We start from the raw sequence: 19,857 nt of genomic DNA on the forward strand, positions 1-19,857 counted from the left end.
TGAACGGGCCGGGCGGTGCGCGGCGAAAGTGGCGGGACGCGGATTTTTGATGGCCCGCGACGGCCATGCAAGAGGCCGCCAAGCGCGGGCGGCAGGCCATAATGCCGGCATGAATCAGCCCTGCAACATTGCCGCGGCGCTGCCGCAGCTGGCGCGCGAGCGCCCGGACCAGATCGCCATGCGCTGCCCCGGGCGCGACGGGCGCTACGGCGAAACGTTGACCTACGCCGCGCTGGATGCGCGCAGCGATGCGATCGCCGCCGGCCTGGCCCGGCGCGGGATCGTGCGCGGCACCCGCACGGTGGTGATGGTGCGGCCCACGCCGGAGTTCTTCCTGCTGATGTTCGCGCTGTTCAAGGCCGGCGCGGTGCCGGTGCTGGTGGACCCCGGGATCGACAAGCGCGCGCTCAAGCAGTGCCTGGACGAGGCCCAGCCGCAGGCGTTCATCGGCATTCCGCTGGCGCTGCTGGCGAAGGCGCTGCTGGGCTGGGCGCGTTCGGCGGCGGTGCGGATCACCACCGGGCGCTGGCCGCTGCTGGCGGAGGCGACCCTGGCCCAGGTCGAGGCCGAGGGCGCCGGCGCGGGGCCGCAGCTGGCGGATACCGACGCCGACGACGTGGCCGCGATCCTGTTCACCAGCGGCAGTACCGGCGTGCCCAAGGGCGTGGTGTACCGGCACCGCCATTTCGTTGCGCAGGTCGAAATGCTGCGTGAGGCGTTCGGGATCGTGCCCGGCGGAGTGGATTTCCCCACCTTCCCGCCGTTCGCGTTGTTCGATCCGGCCCTCGGCCTGACCAGCATCATTCCCGACATGGACCCCACGCGCCCGGCGCTGGCCGATCCGCGCAAGCTGCACGCGGCGATCGCGCGGTTCGGCGCCGACCAGCTGTTCGGCTCGCCGGCCTTGATGCGCGTCCTGGCCGATCATGGCCAGCCGCTGCCTACCTTGAAGCGCGTCACCAGCGCCGGCGCCCCGGTGCCGCCGGAGGTGGTCGAGAAAATGCTGGCGCTCTTGCCGCAGGATGCGCGGTTCTGGACGCCCTATGGCGCGACCGAGTGCCTGCCGGTGGCGGTGATCGAAGGGCGTGAGCTGCTCACCTTGCGCGCACGCACCGAGAGCGGCGCCGGCACCTGCGTCGGCCGTCCGGTGGCGGGCAATACGGTGCGCATCATCCGTATCGACGATGGCGCGATTCCCGAGTGGCACGACGGATTGCAGGTCGCGCCGGGGCAGGTGGGCGAGATCACCGTCGCCGGCCCCAGCGCCACCGACGCCTATTTCAATCGCGATGCGCAGACCGCGCTCGCCAAGATCCGCGAGACGCTGCCCGATGGTAGCCATCGCATCGTCCACCGCATGGGCGACCTGGGCTGGTTCGACGGCGAGGGCCGGCTGTGGTTCTGCGGGCGCAAGTCGCAGCGGGTGGTGATGGATGCCCACACCACGCTATGCACCGAGCAGGTGGAGCCGGTCTTCAACGCCCATCCGCAGGTGCGGCGCACGGCGCTGGTCGGGGTCGGCGCGAAGGGCGCGCAGACGCCGGTGCTGTGCGTGGAGCTGCAGGCCGGGGTGGGGCGCGAGGCCTGGCCGCGGATCGTCGAGGAGCTGCGCCATCGCGCCGACGGCTTCGTGCATACCGCCAAGATCGCGCACTTCCTGCATTATCCAAAACCATTTCCGGTGGACATCCGCCATAACGCCAAGATTGGCCGCGAGGCGCTGGCGGCGTGGGCGGCGCAGCAGTTGCGCAAGGAGGCCGCATGAAGATCCTCGTCACCGGCGGCGGCGGCTTCCTCGGCCAGGCCTTGTGCCGGGCGCTGGTGGCGCGCGGCGATTGTGTGACCAGCTTCAGCCGCCACTATCACCCCGCGCTCGCGCCGTTGGGCGTTGCCCAGATCCAGGGCGATCTGGCCGACCGCGACGCCGTGCTGCGCGCGTTCGCCGGCGGCTTCGACGCAGTGCTGCACAACGCCGCCAAGGCCGGCGCCTGGGGCAGCCATGCCAGCTACTTCAGCGCGAACGTGCTCGGCACCCGCAACGTCATCGCGGCCTGCCGCGCGCACGGCATCCCGCGGCTGGTCTACACGTCCACGCCCAGCGTGGCCCATCGCGCCACCCACCCGGTGCAAGGCGCGACGGCCGAGGAGGTGCCCTACGGCGAGGGCGTGAAGGCGCATTACGCCGCGACCAAGATCATCGCCGAGCGCGAGGCGCTGGCGGCCAATGGCCCGGAGCTGGCGACGGTGGCGCTGCGCCCGCGCCTGATCTGGGGGCCGGGCGATACCCAGATCCTGCCGCGGCTGGTTGCGCGCGCGCGCAGCGGCCGCCTGCGCCTGGTCGGCAGCGGCGACAACCTGGTCGATACCACCTACATCGACAACGCCGCGCAGGCGCATCTGGATGCGCTCGACCACCTGCATCCGGGCACCGCCTGCGCCGGGCGCGCCTACTTCATCAGCAATGGCGAGCCGTGGCCGCTGCGCGAGGTGCTCAATGCCTTGCTGCGCGCCGCCGGCGCGCCGGAAGTGCATGCCACGATCCCGTTCCGCGCGGCCTACGCGCTCGGGGCGGTCTGCGAGGGGCTGTGGACGCTGCTGCCGCTGCGCGGCGATCCGCCGATGACGCGCTTTCTGGCCGAACAGCTGGCCACCCCGCACTGGTATTCGATGGCGCCGGCCGCGCGTGACTTTGGCTACGTGCCGCGGGTGTCGATGGCGGACGGGCTGGCGCGGCTGCGGGCATCGCTGGCGGCGTCCGCCTGAACCGGCCTGGTCGCGGCCAGCAGCGCATCCAGCCAGGCGTGCAGCAACGCCAGGTGCCGCGCGATCGCCTGTTCGACCGTGGCGGGAGGCGGCGTGCCGCGCTGCGTGGCATCGCGCTCGAGCACGGCGTCGATGTCCATCCAGTCGCCGGTGCCGATGGCATCCAGCGCTGCGGCGATCTCCGGTGTCGGAGAGACGGCAGAGGGCGGCGTTGCCTCCAGCCGTGCCAGCACCTCGAGCATGCGCGAATGCAGCTGTGCATAGCGTCGCGACCAGTCCCGCCACGGCCCCACGCCTTGTGCGGCGAGGAACCCGGCCACCGTTCCTTCGCGCCCGTACTCGCCGGCGCTGTGCGGATGCGGATCCAGTGGTGAGAACGTCTCGCTCCCGTCCACGTCGGCGTGCAGACCCAGCGGATACAGCCGGCAGGCCAGCGGCCGTACCGGATGCACGCGGCAGGCGCTGCCGTCCAGAAATATGCAGGCGCCATCCTCCTCGCGCAGGCGCAGACTGGGGCCGGGGCCGGCGAGCTCTGCCAGGAAAGCCGTGGTGCGCATGCCCAGATGGCGGGCCAGTTGCAGCACTTCGTGCGGGGCCAGATAGATCAGCTTGTGATGGCAGCAGCGCCCGCAGGCATGGCAGCGGTAGGAGAAGGCGCTGTCTTCCTGCAGCCGCGAGGTCGGATCCGGCGCCGCCTCGCGGCTCACGGCGTGCCGTCGTTGCTGGCGGTGGCGCCAGGTTTCTCGGTCTGGCTGGATTGCCGCTTCAGATAGCGATAGCTGCCCTTGGGCTGCATCGTCTGCTGTGTCTGCGAAGCTTGAGGAGACGGCTGGGCGGCGGGAGCGGCTTGCCGACCCTCGATCTCGATCTTGAAGTGGTGGTAGGTGCCCGCCGCTTTGCGGCGTGCCACTCCGGCATCGCCCACGACGTAGCCGCGGTTGCTGGGTTGCTGCGCCGCTTGCGCGGCCGTGGGACTGCTGCCTTCGGCGCCGTCCTGATGCGTGGTGGCGCGGGCAACGCCTCCATCGCCCACGACGTAGCCGCGGTTGCTGGGTTGCTGCGCCGCTTGCGCGGCTGGCGTGTTGGTGGCGTTCTGCCCGGCGGGTGCGCGCTGCTGGGCTTGTGCCGGGGTGTAGCCCAAGACCAGGCCGAGGCTGGTGCTGGCCAGCGCCAGCGCGCGCAGGCTGTGAGTAAGGGTGGAATCCGACATGGCGGCCTCTCCGCGTGATGGACACGAGAATGTATCGGCAGGATGCCGCCGGATTTTCGCGTCCGCCCCGCGGCCTCGGCCGGCGTTCAGTCTGCGCCGCCGTGGCGCGACGTGGCAACCTCCGGTGACAGGGCGTGCGGGCGGGGCCTTCCCCTACAATGCGGCCATGACTGAGCTCCCTTTCAACTGGAAGCGGCCGGCCGGGCGGGCATTGGAGGTCGCGCTCAACCGCGCGCTGGCGCTGGACCCGGACACCCGCGCCGCGCTGGCGGCGCTGGACGGGCGGCGCATCGCGCTGCACCTGGCGGCGCCGCCGCTGGCGCTGGAGGTCCGGGTGGAGGGCGAGGCGCTGCGGGTGGGGCCGCCGAATGCAGAAGCCGAGCCCGACCTCGGCGTGCGCGCCAGCCTCGGCGCGCTGCTGCGCCAGCTGCCGCCGCTGCGCGAGACGGCCGCGCCCCCGGTGGGGCAGCTGCGGATCGAGGGCGATGCCGAGCTGGCGCGCCGCCTGCAGAAGCTGGCGCAGCGTTTCGATCCCGACTGGCAGCAGCCGTTCGTGGCTGTGTTCGGCGAGGTGCTGGGCGTGCAGGTGGCGAAGGCGGTGGGCGCGGCGCTGCGCCAGGCGCAGGTCGCCGGCCGCGGTCTCGCGCAGACGGCTGCCGAATACCTCACCGAAGAAAGCCGCGACGTGGTCCCGCGCGCCGAGCTGGAGGCGTTCTACGACGACGTGGACGTGCTGCGTGACGACGTCGAGCGGCTCGCCGCCAAGCTGGCGCGCCTGCGCCGCGCGCGGGGGCTGGACGCATGAAGTCCGCGCTGCGCGCCTGGCGGATCGGCCGCGTGCTGCTGCGCTACCGGCTGGATGCCCTGCTGGACGGCACTCCGGCGGAGCGCTGGCTGCGCCTGATGCGGCCGCTGGTGCCGCGCGTCCCGCGCGCGGTGGAGGCATTGCCGCGCGGTGCGCGCCTGCGCCTGGCGCTGCAGGAGCTGGGGCCGATCTTCGTCAAGTTCGGGCAGGTCCTGTCCACCCGCCGCGACCTGCTGCCGCCGGACATCGCCGACGAGCTGGCGCTGCTGCAGGACCGGGTGGCGCCGTTTCCTGGCGAGCAGGCGCGCGCGCTGGTGGAGCAGGCGCTGGGGCGCGCGATCGAGTCCGCCTACGCCAGCTTCGACACCGTGCCGCTGGCCTCGGCCAGCATCGCCCAGGTGCACGCCGCGACCCTGCATGACGGACGCGAAGTGGTGGTGAAGGTGCTGCGCCCGGGCATCGACCGCCAGATCGAAGCCGACATCGCCCTGCTCAGGGCGATCGCCGCGCTCGTCGAGCGTGCGCACCCGCGCGCCGACAAGATCCGTCCGCGTGAGGTGGTGGCCGAGATCGAGAACACCCTCGCCGCCGAGCTCGACCTGCTGCGCGAGGCCGGCAACGCCAGCCTGCTGCGCCGCAACTGGGCCGGCTCGCCCGACCTGTACGTGCCCGAGGTGGTGTGGAGCCACACCGCCGAACGCGCGCTCACGCTGGAGCGCGTGCGCGGCATCCCGTCCGACGACATCGCCGCGCTGGACGCCGCCGGGATCGACCGCAGGGCGCTGGCGGTCAAGGGCGTGCGCGTGTTCTACCAGCAGGTGTTCCGCGACAACTTCTTCCATGCCGACGCCCACGCCGGCAACATCTGGGTGGACCCGCAGCGCAAGGCCGACCCGCGCTTCATCGCGCTCGACTTCGGGATCATGGGCCAGCTCTCGCGCGAGGACCAGTACTGGCTCGCCGAGAACTTCATGGCGATCTTCAATCGCGACTACCGCCGCATCGCCGAGCTGCACGTGCAGGCCGGCTGGATGCCGTCGCACATCCGCCTGGACGAGCTGGAAGCGGCGGCGCGCGCGGTGTGCGAGCCGTACTTCACCCGCCCGCTGAGCGAGATCTCGCTGGCCGAGGTGCTGGTCAAGCTGCTGCGCACCGCGCAGCGCTACGAGCTGACCCTGCAGCCGCAGCTGATCCTGCTGCAGAAGACCCTGCTCAACATCGAGGGCGTGGGCCGCCAGCTGGACCCGCAGATCGACATCTGGGCGGTGGCGCGGCCGGTGTTGGAGGACATCCTGGCCGAGCGCTACAGCCCGCGCCGGCTGCTGGAGGAGATGCGCAGGCAGGTGCCCGAACTGGTGACCCGCGCGCCGGAGATGCCGCGCCTGCTGCATGCCTGGCTGCAGCAGCAGGTGGAAGGCCGGCACGAGCTGGCGATGCGCTCGGCCGACGTGCGCGCGATCGCCCACGTGCTGGCGCAGATGCAGCGGCGGATCGTCGCTTCGGTGCTGGGGGTGGGCCTGCTGATCGCCGCGGCGCTGCTGTACGCGCTGGATGCCGGCGGCCCGCGCCTGCTGGCGCTGCCGGTCTCGGCCTGGATCGCCGGCCTCGGCGGCCTGTGGGCCCTGCTCGCGGCCTGGCCGCGACGCTGACCGCCGCCGCCCCGCGCGCCGGGCTGCAATTGTGTACCGGCGCGGCGGCCGCTAACGTCCCGCGCAGTTTCCGCAGGAGCCCCCGCGATGGGCGCAGACCATTCCCACGGCCACCACGATTCGCACGGCCACAGCCACGTGCCGACCGAGATCCGCCACGAGCGGCCGCTGTGGATCGCGTTCGCGCTGACGGCGCTGTTCATGCTGGCGGAAGTGGCGGGCAGCCTGTGGAGCAACAGCCTGGCGCTGCTGTCGGATGCCGCGCACATGTTCACCGACGTGATGGCGCTGGGGATCTCGCTGTTCGCGGTGCGCATGGCGCGCCGCCCGGCCGACGCCCGCCGCACTTACGGCTATGCGCGGCTGGAGGCGCTGGGCGCGCTGGCCAACAGCGGTCTGCTGTTCGTGGCTGCCGGCATCATCCTGTGGGAAGCGGTGGGCCGCTTGCGCGCGCCGCAGCCGGTGGCGCTCGACGCCATGCTGGGGGTGGCGGTGCTGGGGCTGGTGGTCAACCTGGTGTCGATGCGGCTGCTGGCGGCGGGCGCCGGCGAAAGCCTGAACGTGCGTGGGGCCTACCTCGAGGTGTGGAGCGACATGCTCGGCTCGCTCGGGGTGATCGTGGGCGCGCTGTTGATCCGCTATACCGGCTGGACCCTGCTGGACCCGCTGATCGCGGTGCTGATCGCGCTGTGGGTGCTGCCGCGCACCTGGACGTTGCTGCGCGCGGCCGGACAGGTGCTGATGCAGGGCGTGCCGGCCGGGCTGGACATCGACGCCGTGCGTGACGCCATGCAGAGCGTGCCCGGGGTGGCCGCGGTGCACGATCTACACATCTGGGCGCTGGGCTCGCGCAAGCCGATCCTCACCGCGCACGTGCTGCTGGCGGAGGCCGATGCCGATGTCGATGGGGTGCGCGCGCAGGTGGCGGCGATGCTGCACGCGCATTTCGACATCGACCACGCCACCCTGCAGATGGAGGTGCGGCACTGCAACGCGCAGGGGCTGCATGACTGAGGGTGGGCCGCTGCCGGTGCTGTATCGGGACGAGAGGCTGGCCGTGGTGTGCAAGCCGGCCGGGCTCATGGTGCACGCGAGCCGGCTGGCGGGGGGAGAGGCCGATTTCGCCGCCGACCGTCTGCGCGCGCAGTTCGGCATGCCGGTGCACGTGCTGCACCGGCTCGATCGCGCCACCAGCGGCTGCCTGCTGCTGGCCTTCGACCGCGACACCGCCTCCGCGCTCGGGCGGGCATGGATGGCGCATGCGGTCGAGAAGGACTATTGGGCGATCTGCCGCGGCTGGCCGGCGCAGCCTGCGTTCGTGGTCGATCATCCCCTCGACGGCGGGCCCGGCAAGCCGCACAAGAAGCCGGCGCAAACGGCCTTCGAGGTGCTCGCGACCTGCGAGTTGCCGCTGCCCTCGGCCGGCTTTCCCACTTCGCGCTATGCCTGGCTGCGCGCCCGCCCGTGCACCGGCCGCTTCCGCCAGATCCGCCGCCATCTCAAGCACATCTCGCACCATCTGATCGGCGACTCCAGCCACGGCGATGGCCGCCACAACCGCCATTTCCGCATGCTCGGCATCCATCGCATGCTGCTGCATGCGCGTCGCCTGGCCTTCCTCCACCCCCAGACCGGCGCGCGGATCGAGGTCATTGCGCCGGTGGATGCCGAGTTCGAGCGCGCGCTGGCGCTGTTCGGTCCGCGGCCGCCGGTGGACCTCGTTTAAGATCATCTCCATGCAGATCGGCCCGTTGACCATCCCCGATGACGAACTGGTGGAGCGCTTCGTGCGCGCCTCCGGGCCAGGCGGGCAGAACGTCAACAAGGTCGCCAGCGCGGTCGAGCTGCGGTTCGACGTGGCCGCTTCGCCCGCGCTGCCGGAGGCGGTGCGTGCGCGCCTGCTGGCGCGGCGCGATCGGCGCATGACCGCCGACGGCGTGCTGGTGCTGTCGGCGCAGCGTTTCCGTACCCAGGAGCGCAATCGCGAGGACGCGCGCGCGCGGCTGGCCGCCTTCATCGAGAGCGGCCTGCGCGCGCCGACGCCGCGCATTCCCACCCGGCCCAGCCGCGCCGCGAAGGAGCGCCGCCTGGGCGAGAAGCGTCTGCGTGCCGTGCGCAAGCAGGGCCGCAGCGGGCGGGGCTGGGAATGAGCGGCGGCGCGCACGCCCCGGTGGTGCCGGTGCTGCCGCCGCGGGTGCCGCGCATGCCGCGCGGGCGCATCGCCCCGTGGCTGGGGCGCACGGTACTGCGGCTGGGCGGCTGGCGGGTGGAGGGTGAGCTGCCAGACATTCCCAAGGCTGTGGTGATTGCCGCGCCGCATTCGTCCAACTGGGACGGGTTCTGGGGCATCGCGGCCAAGCTGGCGCTGGGCATCCGGCTGTCGATCCTGGGCAAGCACACCCTGTTCCGCATCCCGTTGCTGGCGCCGCTGCTGCGCTGGCAGGGGGTGATCCCGGTCAACCGCGCCGCGCCGCAGGGGGTGGTGGAGCAGGCGGTGGCGGCCATGCGCGCGCGCGACGTGATCTGGTACGCGATGGCGCCGGAAGGCACCCGCCGCCCGGTGGCGCAGTGGAAGCCCGGGTTCTGGCGGATCGCGCATGCGGCGCAGGTGCCGGTGGTGGTGGCCGCGTTCGACTACCCGCGGCGGCGGATCGTGCTCGGCCCGGCGTTTGCGACCAGCGACGACATGGCGGGCGATATCGCGCGTATCCAGCGCTGGTATGCCCCATTCAAGGGGCGCCACCACGACGTGCGGCAGCCCGCCTGAATACGGCCGCTCAGCGGCTGAAATTGACGCGCTGCGTCAGTTGGATCGCGTAAAGACTTGAAATTTCTCGCCCAGGCCCCCCCCACTAGGCATCTGGCGTGAGATTTGCATCTCATTTTGCTGACAGCCGCCCGCCGATGTCCTGGTTGTGGATGACGGAAACAGGGATGCGTCCGAAATTTCGAGACAGTGGTCGGTGGTAAATATTAGGCACAGGCGAGGAGAGGGTTGAAACGGTCACGGCCAGCGGCAGGCGGATACGGACGGCGCGCATCGCCGGTGCGCGCCGCTGCGGGCATACGCGTGGGGAGGTGGCCATGAGGCTGTTCGACCTGCTCTACAGCAGCGATCCGCGCGTGGTGTTCGCATTCTGGGTCGGCCTGAGCATGAGCCTGGCTTCGCTGGTGCTGTTCGTGGCGGTGCTGGTGCTGCGCCAGCTGGCGCAGCGGCGCGAGCGCCAGCACCTGCAGGCGGTCGCGCGCTGGCGAACGCTGCTGACCGAGGCCATGCGCGATCACCTGCCTGCCCATCTGCCGACGCTACCGGAGCGCGAGATCACGGGGTTCATGGAGGTCTGGAACGAACTGCACGAACTGCCGGAAGGACAGGACAATCCGGGGATGCGTCAGTTGGCGTGGGAGATCGGGGCGGCGCCGAAGCTGGAAAAGATCGCGCTGACCGGGCGTTTCCACGACCGCGTGATGGCGATCATCGCGCTCGGACATCTGCGCAGCGTCTCCAGCTTCAGCCGGATCGAGCCGCTGCTTGACGATCCCAGCCCGATCATTTCCCTCAGCGCGGCGCGCGCGCTGATGCGGATCGACGCCGCGCGTGCGGTGGAGCGGGTGATGCCGAAGATCGAATCGCGCCTGGACTGGGTGGATGGCGGCGTGGCGCAGATCCTGTCGGAGGCCGATGCCGCGGTCGTCCAGGGGCCACTGAGTGGCGCCACCCTGCGGGCCAATGACGAGATCGCCCCGCGCATGGTGCGGTTCCTGGCCGATGTCAGCCCGGAGGCTGCCGCGCCGGTGATTCGCAAGATCCTTTCCGAGTCGCATGATGATCACTTGATCTCGACCTGCCTGCAGGTGATGACCGATCCGGCCGATCTGGACAAGGTGCGCGCGCTGCTTGCGCATCCGCGCTGGCACGTGCGCATGCACGCCGCGTCCGCGCTGGGCCGCCTGGGTAGCGCGAGTGATGTCGAGGCGCTGCTTCCGCTGCTGGGCGACACCCAGTGGTGGGTGCGCTACCGCGCCGCGCAGGCAATCGCGCACCTGCTGCGCGACGTCGATGTGCTGGCGCGCGTCCGCGAGCGCCAGCAGGACCGCTACGCGCGCGACATCCTCACCCAGGTCATCGCCGAGCAGACGCTGGAGGCGGCTTGAGAGGCTTCGACCTGCTCGCTCTGGCGCCCATGCTGGAGGCCCTGCAATGGGCCTTTTTGCTGTATTTCGTCTGCATCAACGCGGTGTATCTCGGGCTGAACTTCGTGGCGATGTTCGGGATCCTGCGGCATATCCGCGAGCATGGCGCGGGGTTTCGCATCCGCAACTATGCCGAATACCAACCGCCGGTCAGCATCCTGGTGCCGGCCTACAACGAGGAGAAAACCATCGTCGCCACGGTGCGTTCCTTGTTGCGGTTGAACTATCCGAGCTTCGAGGTGGTGGTCATCAATGACGGCTCGACCGATGGCACCTGCCAGGCGGTGATCGATGCGTTCGGTCTGGTGGAGTTTCCCGAGGCCTATCGCGCGCGCCTGAAGACGGCGCCGGTCCGGCGCATCTTCGCCGCGCCAGGGCACGGCCGGGTGCGCCTGGTGGACAAAGACAACGGCGGCAAGGCCGATTCGCTCAATGCGGGCATCAACACAGCGCGCTCCCCGCTGTTTTGCGTGGTGGATGCAGACAGCATCCTGCAGCCAGACAGTCTGGCGCGGGCGGTGCAGCCGTTTCTGGAAGATGCGCGGATGATCGCCGCCGGCGGGGTCATTCGCATCGTCAATGGCTGCAAGGTCAAGGATGGCTTGCTGTCGGAGGTCGATCTGCCGAGCAAACTGCTGCCGCTGATGCAGGTGATCGAATACCTGCGGGCCTTTCTGTTCGGACGCCTGGGCTGGTCTCCCTTGAATGCCTTGCTGATCATCTCCGGCGCCTTCGGTGTGTTTTACAAAGAGCGGGTGATCGCCGCCGGCGGCTACCGGCGCGATCTGGTCGGCGAGGACATGGAAATGGTGGTGCGTCTGCACAACCAGATGCGCGAGGAAAAGCGGCCCTACCGAATCGCCTTCGTGCCGGATCCGATCTGTTGGACCGAGGTGCCGTCCGACCTGCGTTCGCTTTACAGCCAGCGCGCGCGCTGGCAGCAGGGGCTGGCCGAGAGCCTGTTCGGCAACTGGCGGCTGATGTTCCGGCGCAACGGCGGCATCGCGGGATGGGTGGCGTTTCCGTTCATGCTGTTGTTCGAATGCCTGGGGCCGTTGGTGGAGGTGGTGGGCTATGCCGCGGTGATCATCCTGGGGCTGGCCGGAATGCTGTCGATGCAGGCATTCTTCGTATTCCTGTTCGCCTCGGTCGGGCTGGGCATCCTGCTATCGGTGAATGCGATGATGCTGGAGGAAATCTCGTTTCATCTCTATCCGCGCTTTAGCCAGCAGTTCAAGCTGTTCCTGGTCGCCATCCTGGAGAACTTCGGCTATCGCCAGATGATGTCGCTGATCCGGGTGATGGGGCTGCTGCGTTGGCTGCGCTATCTGGGGCGGCCTGCGCGCTGGGGGCACATGCGCCGTAAGGGCGATTGGCATGAGGCAGAGCACAGGAAGCTGGGCGCGAGCGCCACTGCTGCCAACGATGCCGCGCGCTCGACGCCGGAGGGGACTCGATGATCGAACAGCTCACCGCCGCGCTGCAGGCGGCCGCCCTCCTCGCGGGCAGTCCCGCCGCGACCGTGCCGCTGCAGGCCGCGCCGCCCGCGGCCGCCGCGCAGGAAGATAGCGAGACCCTGCGCCTGCGCCAGGCGCGCGAACTGGCTACGTCCGGCGACCCGGCCAAGCGCGCGCAGGCCTTGGCGATATACGCGGCGATGCTGCAGGACTCGCCCGGCAACAGCGACGTGCTGCTGGCGCGCGGCCGCACCTATGCCTGGGACGGGCGCTATGCCGACGCCGAGGCCGACCTGCGCGCGGTGACCACCGCCAAGCCCGGCTATGCCGATGCCTGGTCGGCACTGGGCGACCTGTACCTGTGGAGCGACCGCCCGCGCGAGGCGGCGGCGGCCTATGCACACTGGGTCGCATTGGAGCCGGCGGACGCGGCGCCCTACCTCGCGCGCGGGCGCGCCTGGCGCGCCGCCGGCGAGCTTGCGGCCGCGCGTGCGGATTTCGATGCGGCCGCCGAGCGCGGCGCCGATCCGGCGCAGGTGGCCGCGCTGCGCGAGAGCCTGCTGCCGGCGCGTACCGCCGCGCCCGAGGCGCTGCGCAGCGACGGCTACCGCTGGCAGCTGCGCGCCGGGCTCGACCGCACCGCCTTCGGCGGCGGCCGCGATGCCTGGACCGATGCCGGCGTCTCGCTGCGGCGCAAGTTCGCACGCGGCTCGCTGGCGCTGGAATGGGTGAGCGCCGACCACTTCCGCCAGCGCGACGATGCCTGGGCGCTGGATGGCTACGCCAGCCTGTGGGCCCGTGCCTACGCCAACCTGCGCTACCAGCAGGGCCCCGTGTCCGGGGTGCTGCCGCGTACGGCGTGGCGGGCAGAGCTGTTCCAGGGCGTGGGCAGCGGCTGGGAGCTGTCGGCCAGCGTGGATCACCTGCGCTTTTCCACCGCCACCGAGTTCTACGGGGTGGGGATCGGCCGCTACTGGGGCGACTGGTACGCCCGCTACAAGCTGCAGCACGTGCCCGGCGTGGGTTCCGGCAGCTGGAGCCAGCGTGCGCAGCTGCGCAACTACTACCGCGGCAATGGCGACGACTACTGGGAAATCAGCGCCGGCCACGGCCGCAGCGTGGACCTCGACCGCGGCGGCGCGCTGGTGCGCAACAGCAATGCCGCGCTGGGGGTGTCGTGGGTGCGCTATTTCGGCGCCTGGGGCCTCAAGCTCGGCGCCGGCTACGCCGACGATGCCGATGGATTCAACGAGCGCCAGCTCTCCTTCGCGCTGTACCGACGCTGGTGAGACGGGATAACGCTCCCCGGCCCGCGGACGACGGGCGCGAAGGCGCGGGCGCCCGCCTGCTGGCGTGGCTGCCGGCCCTGCTGGTGGCGCAGCTGCTGCTGGCGCTGTGGATGGGTGTGCGCGCGCTGCCGCCCGGCGCGGGGGGCACGGTCTTGGCGCTGGCCATCGGCAATGAGCTGCTGTTCCTGCTGCGCGCGCTGCCGCTGCTGCTGCCGATCAGCCTGGCGCTGGCGGCGCTGCCGGCGCGGCGCTGGGCGCTGCTGGGAGTTGCCGCGTGCTGGGCGCTGTTCCTGCTGGCGCAGGCGCTGCTGGACCAGTATTTCCTCGTGGCGGGGGTGCCGCTGGGAGCCGACCTGTTCGGCTACCGGCTGGACGAAATCCGCACCACCCTCGGCGGTGCCGGCGGCGGGCTCGGTGTGGCCGGCGTGGCCGGCCTGCTGCTGCCGCTGCTGGTGCTGATCGCCCTGCTGGCCTGGCGCGCGCGGTGCCCGTTGCCGGCGCGCCGCGGCGTGCTGGCGGTGCTGCTGCTGGCCGGGCTGGCGGCCTGGGCGCTGCCGCTGGCGCCCGGCGTCTCCCTCCTGCGCGGCGAGGCGGTCCGCGCCGCGGCTACCAGCAAGGGGGCCTATTTCGTAGCCGACAGCCTGCGCTGGTGGCGCGCGCAGGACATCCCCGCGATCGCCAGCGCCAGCGCCGCCGCGCCGACGGCGACCGTGGCGGCAGCGGGCGGCGATCCGGCCTATCCCTTCCTGCACGTGGACACGACCCCTGACGCGCTGGGGGCGTACTTCGGCCCCACCCGCGACGGCCGCCCGCCGAACGTGGTGGTGATCGTGGTCGAAGGCCTGGGTCGCGCCTTCTCCGGCCCGGATGCCGCGCTCGGCAGCTTCACCCCGTTCCTGGACGAACTGGCCGGGCGCAGCCTGTACTTCGACAATTTCCTCGCCAACCAGGGCCGCACCTTCGGCGTGCTGCCCTCGCTGCTGGCCTCGCTGCCGATGGGCGAGCAGGGCTTCACCGCGCTGGGCGCGGACATGCCCGCGCATACCGGCCTGTTCAACGTGCTGCAGCGCCAGGGCTACCACGCGGCGTTCTACAGCGGCACCGACACCGGCTTCGACGACGAGCGCACCTTCCTGCAGCGGCAGGGCGTGCAGGACATCGTGGACCTGCGCAATTTCGGCGCGGGCTACCAGCGCAACCCGTTGGATGCCTGGGGCTATCCAGACCGCGAACTGGTGCGCCGGGTGCTGGCCGACAGCCCGCGCCTGCAGCCGCCGTTCGTGCTGGGCATGCAGACCATCAGCATGCACACGAACTACCGCTTCCCCGGGCAGGAGGCCTACCGCGCGCGGCTGGAGCAGCGCCTGCAGCAGCTGGGCATCCCCGAAGCGCGGCGCGCGGCCTATCGCGCGCAGTCCGATATCTACACGTCGATCCTCTACACCGACGATGCGCTGCGGCGCTATTTCGAAGGCGTCGCCCGCGCGCCGTGGTATGCCGACACCATTTTCGTCATCACCGGCGACCATCGCCTGCCGGAAATCCCGCTGGACACCCATATCGAGCGCTATCACGTGCCGCTGTTGATCTTCTCGCCGCTGCTCAGGCAGCCGGCGCGGGTGCGCGCGGTGTCCTCGCACCTGGACGTGACGCCCTCGCTGCTGGCGCTGCTGGCGCATACCTACGGGCTCAAGCGCCCGCAGCGCGCGGCCTGGACCGGCAGCGGGCTGGACCTGGCCACCACCTTCCGCAGCACCCACGAGTTTCCGCTGAAGCAGACCAAGACCAGCGCGCTGGATTTCGTCTCCGGGCGCTGGTTCCTGCACGACGGCGCCCTGTTCGAACTGCAGGACGGCCTGCGCACCTCCGAGGTGGACGACGCCGGGGGGCGCGCGCAGGTGCAGGCACGCCTTGATGCCTACCAAGCCGCAAACGCCGCGTTCCTGCGCAGCCGCACGCTGTCGCCGGAGGGCGCGGCCCCGGCGCTGGTGGCCTATCGCGAGGCGCCCGCCGCGACCGCGCCGCCGGCGGTGCAGGCCGTCGCGCCCGGGCTCGGGGTGGAGGCGCTGACGCTGGCGGTGGCGGCCGACGGCATCCATCTGCAGGCCGAGTTCGCCAATGGCGACGGCCATGATTCCTCGCCCTTCGTGCCGCTGGCGGTGCTTCTGGATGAAAGCGGCCGCGAGCTGCACGAAAGCTATGGCGCCGCCCTGCGCCTGCCCGCGCACGGGCAGCAGCGGGTGTCACTGGTGCTGCCGCGGCCGCCGGCGCCGGGGCGTTATTTCGTCTCGGTGCGGCCGTCCGATCCCGACGACGGCAAGCCGCTGGGGCGTGGGCGCTACCACGTGCCGGTGGATGTGCCGGCCGCAGCGCAATGAGCCGGTACGGATGCCGCGGCCTGCTGCTGGCGGCCCTGCTGCTGCTGGCCGGCGCCGCTGGCGCGCAGGCGCCGCGCGCGGTGTGGGTCTGGGAATCCGATTCCTACGCGATGCTGGATTCGCCGGCGGTGGCCGAGGAGGCGCTCGATTTCCTCGCGCGCAAGCGCATCGGCGCGCTCTACCTGTACGCCGACGCCTACCGGGGGCGCAACCTGCTGGCGCAGCAGCCGGAGCGCTACCACGTCTTCATCCGCGCCGCGCATGCGCGCGGAATGCAGGTGTATGCGCTGCTCGGCTCGTGGTACCTGCATACCGAGCGCTACGTGCTGCCGCGCCAGCAGCACAAGGCGGTGGCAATGTTGCGGCGGGTGCTGGACTACAACGCCGCCGCCCCCGACGGGGCGCGCTTCGACGGCGTGAACTACGACATCGAGCCGCACCTGCTGGATGAATGGGAGGACGCCGCCCGCGTGCGCCTGCTGCGCGGCTTCCTCGACATGACCGCCGCGATGATGGAAGCCCGGCGCAAGTCCGGGCAGGCGCTGCCGGTCGGCCCGGCGATGCCGTTCTGGTGGGACGGCATCGCCCTGGAGTGGCGCGGCGCGCGCAAGCCGGTGAGCGAGCACGTGATCGACCTGACCGACTACGTGGCGCTGATGGACTACCGCAACTTCGCGCAAGGGCGCGACTCCATCCTCGCCCATGCCGAGTCCGAGATGGCGTACGCCGACCGCGTGGGCAAGCGCGTGGTGATCGGCCTGGAGTTCAATCCCGGCGAGCCGGCCAAGCTCAGCTTCCACGGCATGACCGAGGCCGCGTTCGAGGCCGAGGCAGGCAAGGTGGAGGCCGCCTACCGCACGCGCCCGGCGTTCGCCGGATTCGTGTTCCACCACTACGAAGGCTACCGCCGCTTCGTTGGCGAGCCGGTACCGGATTCGCAGTCGAAGCCGGAATAGGGCGCGGTGCTGCCGGCAGCACCGCGCCATGCCGCGTCACTGCAACGGCTTTCCGCCCAGCTTCCAGGTCAGCTGCAGGAAGAAGCTGCGGCCGATGCTGTCGAACCACGAGGTGTCGTAGTAGGGGTAGTTGCCCCAAGTGGGATCCTTCGGTGGCATCTGGTTGAACAGGTTGTCCACCGTCAGCGCCAGGCGCAGATGGTCGTTGATGTCGTAGCGCGCACCGGCATTGAAGCGCCAAGTGGCGTGCGTCCATGCGTCGTTTGCATAGTTGGCGATTCGCCCGAGATAGGTACCGAACAGACTGGCGCCCCATGCGCCGCGGTCCCAGTTGATTCCCAGGTTGCCCTTGGCGCGCGGCAGGGTGGTATCGCTGAAGGTCACCGCCAGCATGTCCTCGGTAGGATCGCCCGGATACTGCTGGCGGGTGTGCCGACGCGTCCAGTTGTAGTTGCCGGTGAAGCGGAAGTCGCCCGCCGTGGTCTGCAGGCGGTAGTTGGCGGTGACGTCGATCCCCGAGGTCTGCTCGCGCGCGATGTTGATCGGACCGAAATGCACGCTGGTGATGTCGCCGTTGCTATCGCGGATCACCCGCGCGATGGCGTCCACGCAGGTGGGCGAGTTGATGTCCACCGGCGTTCCGGTGTCGGTCTGGCCGAGCCGGCAGTTGGCCTCGGTTTGGCGCAGCAGATCGCGATCCTGGGCCTCTACCTGGTTCTGCACGCGGATCGCGTAGTAGTCGATTGCGAGGTCGAAGTCGTGGCTGGGCGACCACACGAAGCCGAACGTAGCGGAGCGGCTGGTCTCTGCGTCGAGTGCGATGTTGCCGGCATACACGTCGAAGGTGCTGATGTCGTAACTGCCATCGTCGTAGCACCAGGCGTTGCTGGCGCCAGGGTTGTCCACCCGGCACTGATAGTAGTCAGTGGCGTAGCGGGTGCGGTAGTAATCGTTTCCGGCGAACAGGTAGTGCATGTCCGGCGTGCGGAAGCCAGTGCCGTAGGAGCCGCGCACCAGTAGCGTATCCAGCGGGCGCCACTCCAGACCGAGGCTGTAGGTGAACTTGCCGGGCTGGCGGCCGCCGTAGCGGTATTGGTCATAGCGCCCGGCGAGGCTGCCCTGCACGCTGGGCAGCAGGGGGAGGCGCAATTCGGCGGCTGCGCTCCAGTGGTTGCGGCTGCCGCGGCCGTCGCCGTAGCGTGGTCCTACGTATGCATCGTCGGTGAGCGCCAGCGGATCGGGGTTGATGCGATAGGACTGGCGGCCGAATTCCAGTGCGCCTGCGAAGCCGGCATCGCCGGCCGGCAGGGTGAACAGGGCCGGAGTGTCCATGGTCAGGCTGAGGTTGTCGTTGTCCGCCTTGGGGCGGAACACCGACATCGCTGCGATGGAGGCAAACTCGGCCTCGGTCAGCGGCTTGAACAGGCGCGCCGGGTCGGCGTCGTAGATGGCGTAGCCGTCGGCGTCGTAGCCCAGGCGCGGGCCCAGGAACAGCGCGTTCGCGGCCGCTGCCTTGATCCGCGGCATGGCCACGTCGGCAGCGTATTGCGAGTGGTTGTAGGCCGCTTCCCAGTTCCAGTCGCGCCCGAACATGCCCTTGAAGCCGGTGGTGATGGCCAGGGTTTTCTGGGTGGTCGTGTTCATGCGGTTGCGCAACCCGCCCATCTCCTCGGGCGTGAACTGGCGCGACCAGATCTCGTAATGCCCGGTGGCCTGATTGAAGAACATCTTGTTGCGGTAGTTGTCGGTCGAGGCCGGATCGTGGAACTCCCAGCCCATGTTGTCGCTGACCACGTCGTTGCCGTTGGTGCCGGTGAGCAGCTTCACCGTCTGGCGCGCTGCCTGTACGTCCGCGAACCAAGACAGGTCGCCGGACATCCGGTACTCGAACGATCCATACGCGCTGACCCCGGTGCGCTGGTTGCGGATGGTGCGGTAGGCGATCGCGCGCTCGCTGCCGCAGTAAGGCTCGCCATAGCGGTCGTAGGCCAGCACCGTGGTGCCTTGGTTGAGCCCAGCCATCGCCTGGCAGCCATCCGGTGGCGCCAGGTTGGCGTCGTCGTCCCAGTCGTACACCTGCGCGATCAGGCGCGGCAGGCGGCGGCGCGGGATCGGCGCATCCAGGGTCGAATCCTGCACCTTGCGCTGGGTCCCCCACAGCGGGCGCTGGTCGATCAGCTCCAGCCCCAGCACCGCGCTGAAATCACCGCGCTCGAAGCCTGTGGTCAGGGTGAGGTCGTGCGATTCGCCGCCGCCCTCGCTGGTCCCGCCGTAGCGGTAGTCGATGGTGGTGCCATCCACCGATTTCTTGAGGATGAAGTTGATCACCCCCGCCATCGCGTCCGAGCCATACACGGCGGAAGCGCTGCCGGTCAGGATCTCGATCCGCTCGATCATGCCCAGCGGGATATTGCCGATGTCGGTGAAGTTGCTACGGCTGTTGAGCGGCAGCGGGAAGTCGGCGATCCGGCGGCCGTTGACCAGCACCAGGGTGTGGTTGGGGCCGAGCCCGCGCAGGTCCACCGCCTGTGCGCCGGGGGTGGACTGCGCGCTGGTGGTGTTCTGCTGCCCCTGTACGCTGCCGCTGTTCTGGCTGAGCGAACGCAGCACTTCGGGCACCGTGGTCAGGCCGGACGCCTGGATCTGCTCGGCGGTGACGATGGTGATGGGGGCCGGGCCTTCGACCTGTGCGCGCGGGATGCGGGAGCCGGTCACTTGGACCGCTTCCAGATTGGTCACCGGTGTCTCTGCCTGCGCCGCCGGCCTGCGCGCAGGCGGTGCGGCTGGTGTGTTGGCGGCCGGTACGATCAGCACGGCCCCGGAGGCGTCGCGCCGCGCAGTGAAGCCACTTCCTTCCAGCAGGGCATCGAGCGCCTGCGCGGAGCCTGCTTGTCCGCGCAGCCCCTTGCTGCGCGCGCCCTTCAGCTGGTCCGCGCGGTACACCAGCTGGGTGCCGGTCTGGCGCGCATAGGCATCCAGCGCGGTGGCGAGGTCGCCGGCCGGGATGTCGAGGCGGGTGGCGGTTTGCGCCTGCGCCGCGAGGGCGGCGGAGCAGGCGAGTGACAGCAGCAGGACGCGCAGCGGTTTCATGGCAAAGGTTCCCCAGTGGGCGCTCGACGTGGCGCCATCGCGGCATCATGACGAGCGACTGCGGGA

General features: G+C 70.5%; 16 protein-coding genes. 13 read left to right on the forward strand and 3 right to left on the reverse strand.

What is annotated here, in order from left to right:
* Nucleotides 1-109 precede the first annotated feature (109 nt).
* Together oleC and oleD are read left to right on the forward strand one after the other, a co-directional pair.
* Nucleotides 110-1,765 (forward strand): olefin beta-lactone synthetase, encoded by a 1,656-nt coding sequence (oleC, locus tag ML342_RS10070; RefSeq protein ID WP_240126923.1) that lies wholly within the window; start codon nt 110-112, stop codon nt 1,763-1,765.
* Nucleotides 1,762-2,763 carry a 2-alkyl-3-oxoalkanoate reductase gene (oleD, locus tag ML342_RS10075; RefSeq protein WP_240126924.1) on the forward strand — a complete coding sequence of 334 codons (1,002 nt, stop codon included), beginning with the start codon at nt 1,762-1,764 and terminating at the stop codon, nt 2,761-2,763. Before oleC ends, oleD begins: the two co-directional genes overlap by 4 nt.
* Here oleD and ML342_RS10080 read toward each other — a convergent pair.
* Together ML342_RS10080 and ML342_RS10085 are read right to left on the reverse strand one after the other, a co-directional pair.
* Nucleotides 2,694-3,470, reverse strand: a complete 777-nt coding sequence (locus ML342_RS10080; RefSeq protein ID WP_240126925.1) for a YkgJ family cysteine cluster protein — start codon at nt 3,468-3,470, stop codon at nt 2,694-2,696. The two genes, oleD and ML342_RS10080, sit on opposite strands and share 70 nt — an antisense overlap.
* Nucleotides 3,467-3,973, reverse strand: a complete 507-nt coding sequence (locus ML342_RS10085) for a hypothetical protein (RefSeq protein WP_240126926.1) — start codon at nt 3,971-3,973, stop codon at nt 3,467-3,469. The genes ML342_RS10080 and ML342_RS10085 overlap by 4 nt, the downstream gene beginning before the upstream one ends.
* Before the next feature lie 166 nt (nt 3,974-4,139).
* Between ML342_RS10085 and ML342_RS10090 the strand changes: the two genes are divergently transcribed.
* The 11 genes from ML342_RS10090 to ML342_RS10140 all read left to right on the forward strand — a co-directional run bounded on the left by ML342_RS10090 (nt 4,140) and on the right by ML342_RS10140 (nt 16,701).
* Nucleotides 4,140-4,778, forward strand: a complete 639-nt coding sequence (locus ML342_RS10090; RefSeq protein ID WP_240126927.1) for a ubiquinone biosynthesis accessory factor UbiJ — start codon at nt 4,140-4,142, stop codon at nt 4,776-4,778.
* On the forward strand, nt 4,775-6,427 hold the full coding sequence (gene ubiB / locus ML342_RS10095) for a ubiquinone biosynthesis regulatory protein kinase UbiB (RefSeq protein ID WP_240126928.1): 1,653 nt from the start codon (nt 4,775-4,777) through the stop codon (nt 6,425-6,427). The genes ML342_RS10090 and ubiB overlap by 4 nt, the downstream gene beginning before the upstream one ends.
* Nucleotides 6,428-6,514: 87 nt before the next feature.
* Complete coding sequence (locus tag ML342_RS10100) at nt 6,515-7,441, forward strand: cation diffusion facilitator family transporter (RefSeq protein WP_240126929.1); 927 nt, start codon at nt 6,515-6,517, stop codon at nt 7,439-7,441.
* On the forward strand, nt 7,434-8,153 hold the full coding sequence (locus tag ML342_RS10105; protein WP_240126930.1) for a pseudouridine synthase: 720 nt from the start codon (nt 7,434-7,436) through the stop codon (nt 8,151-8,153). Before ML342_RS10100 ends, ML342_RS10105 begins: the two co-directional genes overlap by 8 nt.
* Before the next feature lie 10 nt (nt 8,154-8,163).
* Complete coding sequence (arfB, locus tag ML342_RS10110) at nt 8,164-8,577, forward strand: alternative ribosome rescue aminoacyl-tRNA hydrolase ArfB (protein WP_240126931.1); 414 nt, start codon at nt 8,164-8,166, stop codon at nt 8,575-8,577.
* Nucleotides 8,574-9,194 carry a 1-acyl-sn-glycerol-3-phosphate acyltransferase gene (locus tag ML342_RS10115; protein ID WP_240126932.1) on the forward strand — a complete coding sequence of 207 codons (621 nt, stop codon included), beginning with the start codon at nt 8,574-8,576 and terminating at the stop codon, nt 9,192-9,194. The genes arfB and ML342_RS10115 overlap by 4 nt, the downstream gene beginning before the upstream one ends.
* Nucleotides 9,195-9,511: 317 nt before the next feature.
* Entirely contained in the window at nt 9,512-10,582 is a 1,071-nt protein-coding gene (locus ML342_RS10120; protein ID WP_240126933.1) for a HEAT repeat domain-containing protein, read from the forward strand.
* The gene (locus tag ML342_RS10125) at nt 10,579-12,081 is read left to right on the forward strand and encodes a glycosyltransferase family 2 protein (RefSeq protein WP_240126934.1); all 1,503 of its coding nucleotides are present in this window, start codon (nt 10,579-10,581) and stop codon (nt 12,079-12,081) included. Before ML342_RS10120 ends, ML342_RS10125 begins: the two co-directional genes overlap by 4 nt.
* Nucleotides 12,078-13,367, forward strand: coding sequence for a YaiO family outer membrane beta-barrel protein (locus ML342_RS10130; RefSeq protein ID WP_240126935.1), 1,290 nt, complete (start codon nt 12,078-12,080; stop codon nt 13,365-13,367). Before ML342_RS10125 ends, ML342_RS10130 begins: the two co-directional genes overlap by 4 nt.
* Nucleotides 13,364-15,745, forward strand: a complete 2,382-nt coding sequence (locus tag ML342_RS10135; protein ID WP_240126936.1) for an LTA synthase family protein — start codon at nt 13,364-13,366, stop codon at nt 15,743-15,745. The genes ML342_RS10130 and ML342_RS10135 overlap by 4 nt, the downstream gene beginning before the upstream one ends.
* Nucleotides 15,742-16,701: a hypothetical protein gene (locus tag ML342_RS10140; RefSeq protein WP_240126937.1), complete on the forward strand. Its 960-nt coding sequence runs from the start codon at nt 15,742-15,744 to the stop codon at nt 16,699-16,701. Before ML342_RS10135 ends, ML342_RS10140 begins: the two co-directional genes overlap by 4 nt.
* 36 nt (nt 16,702-16,737) lie before the next feature.
* On the opposite strand, the gene ML342_RS10145 is transcribed toward ML342_RS10140, so the two are convergent.
* A complete protein-coding gene (locus ML342_RS10145) occupies nt 16,738-19,791 on the reverse strand; it encodes a TonB-dependent receptor (protein ID WP_240126938.1) in 3,054 nt (1,017 codons plus the stop codon).
* Between the last annotated feature and the right edge of the window lie 66 nt (nt 19,792-19,857).

The sequence above is a fragment of the Thermomonas alba genome, assembly GCF_022419205.1.
Classification (GTDB): Bacteria; Pseudomonadota; Gammaproteobacteria; order Xanthomonadales; family Xanthomonadaceae; genus Thermomonas; species Thermomonas alba.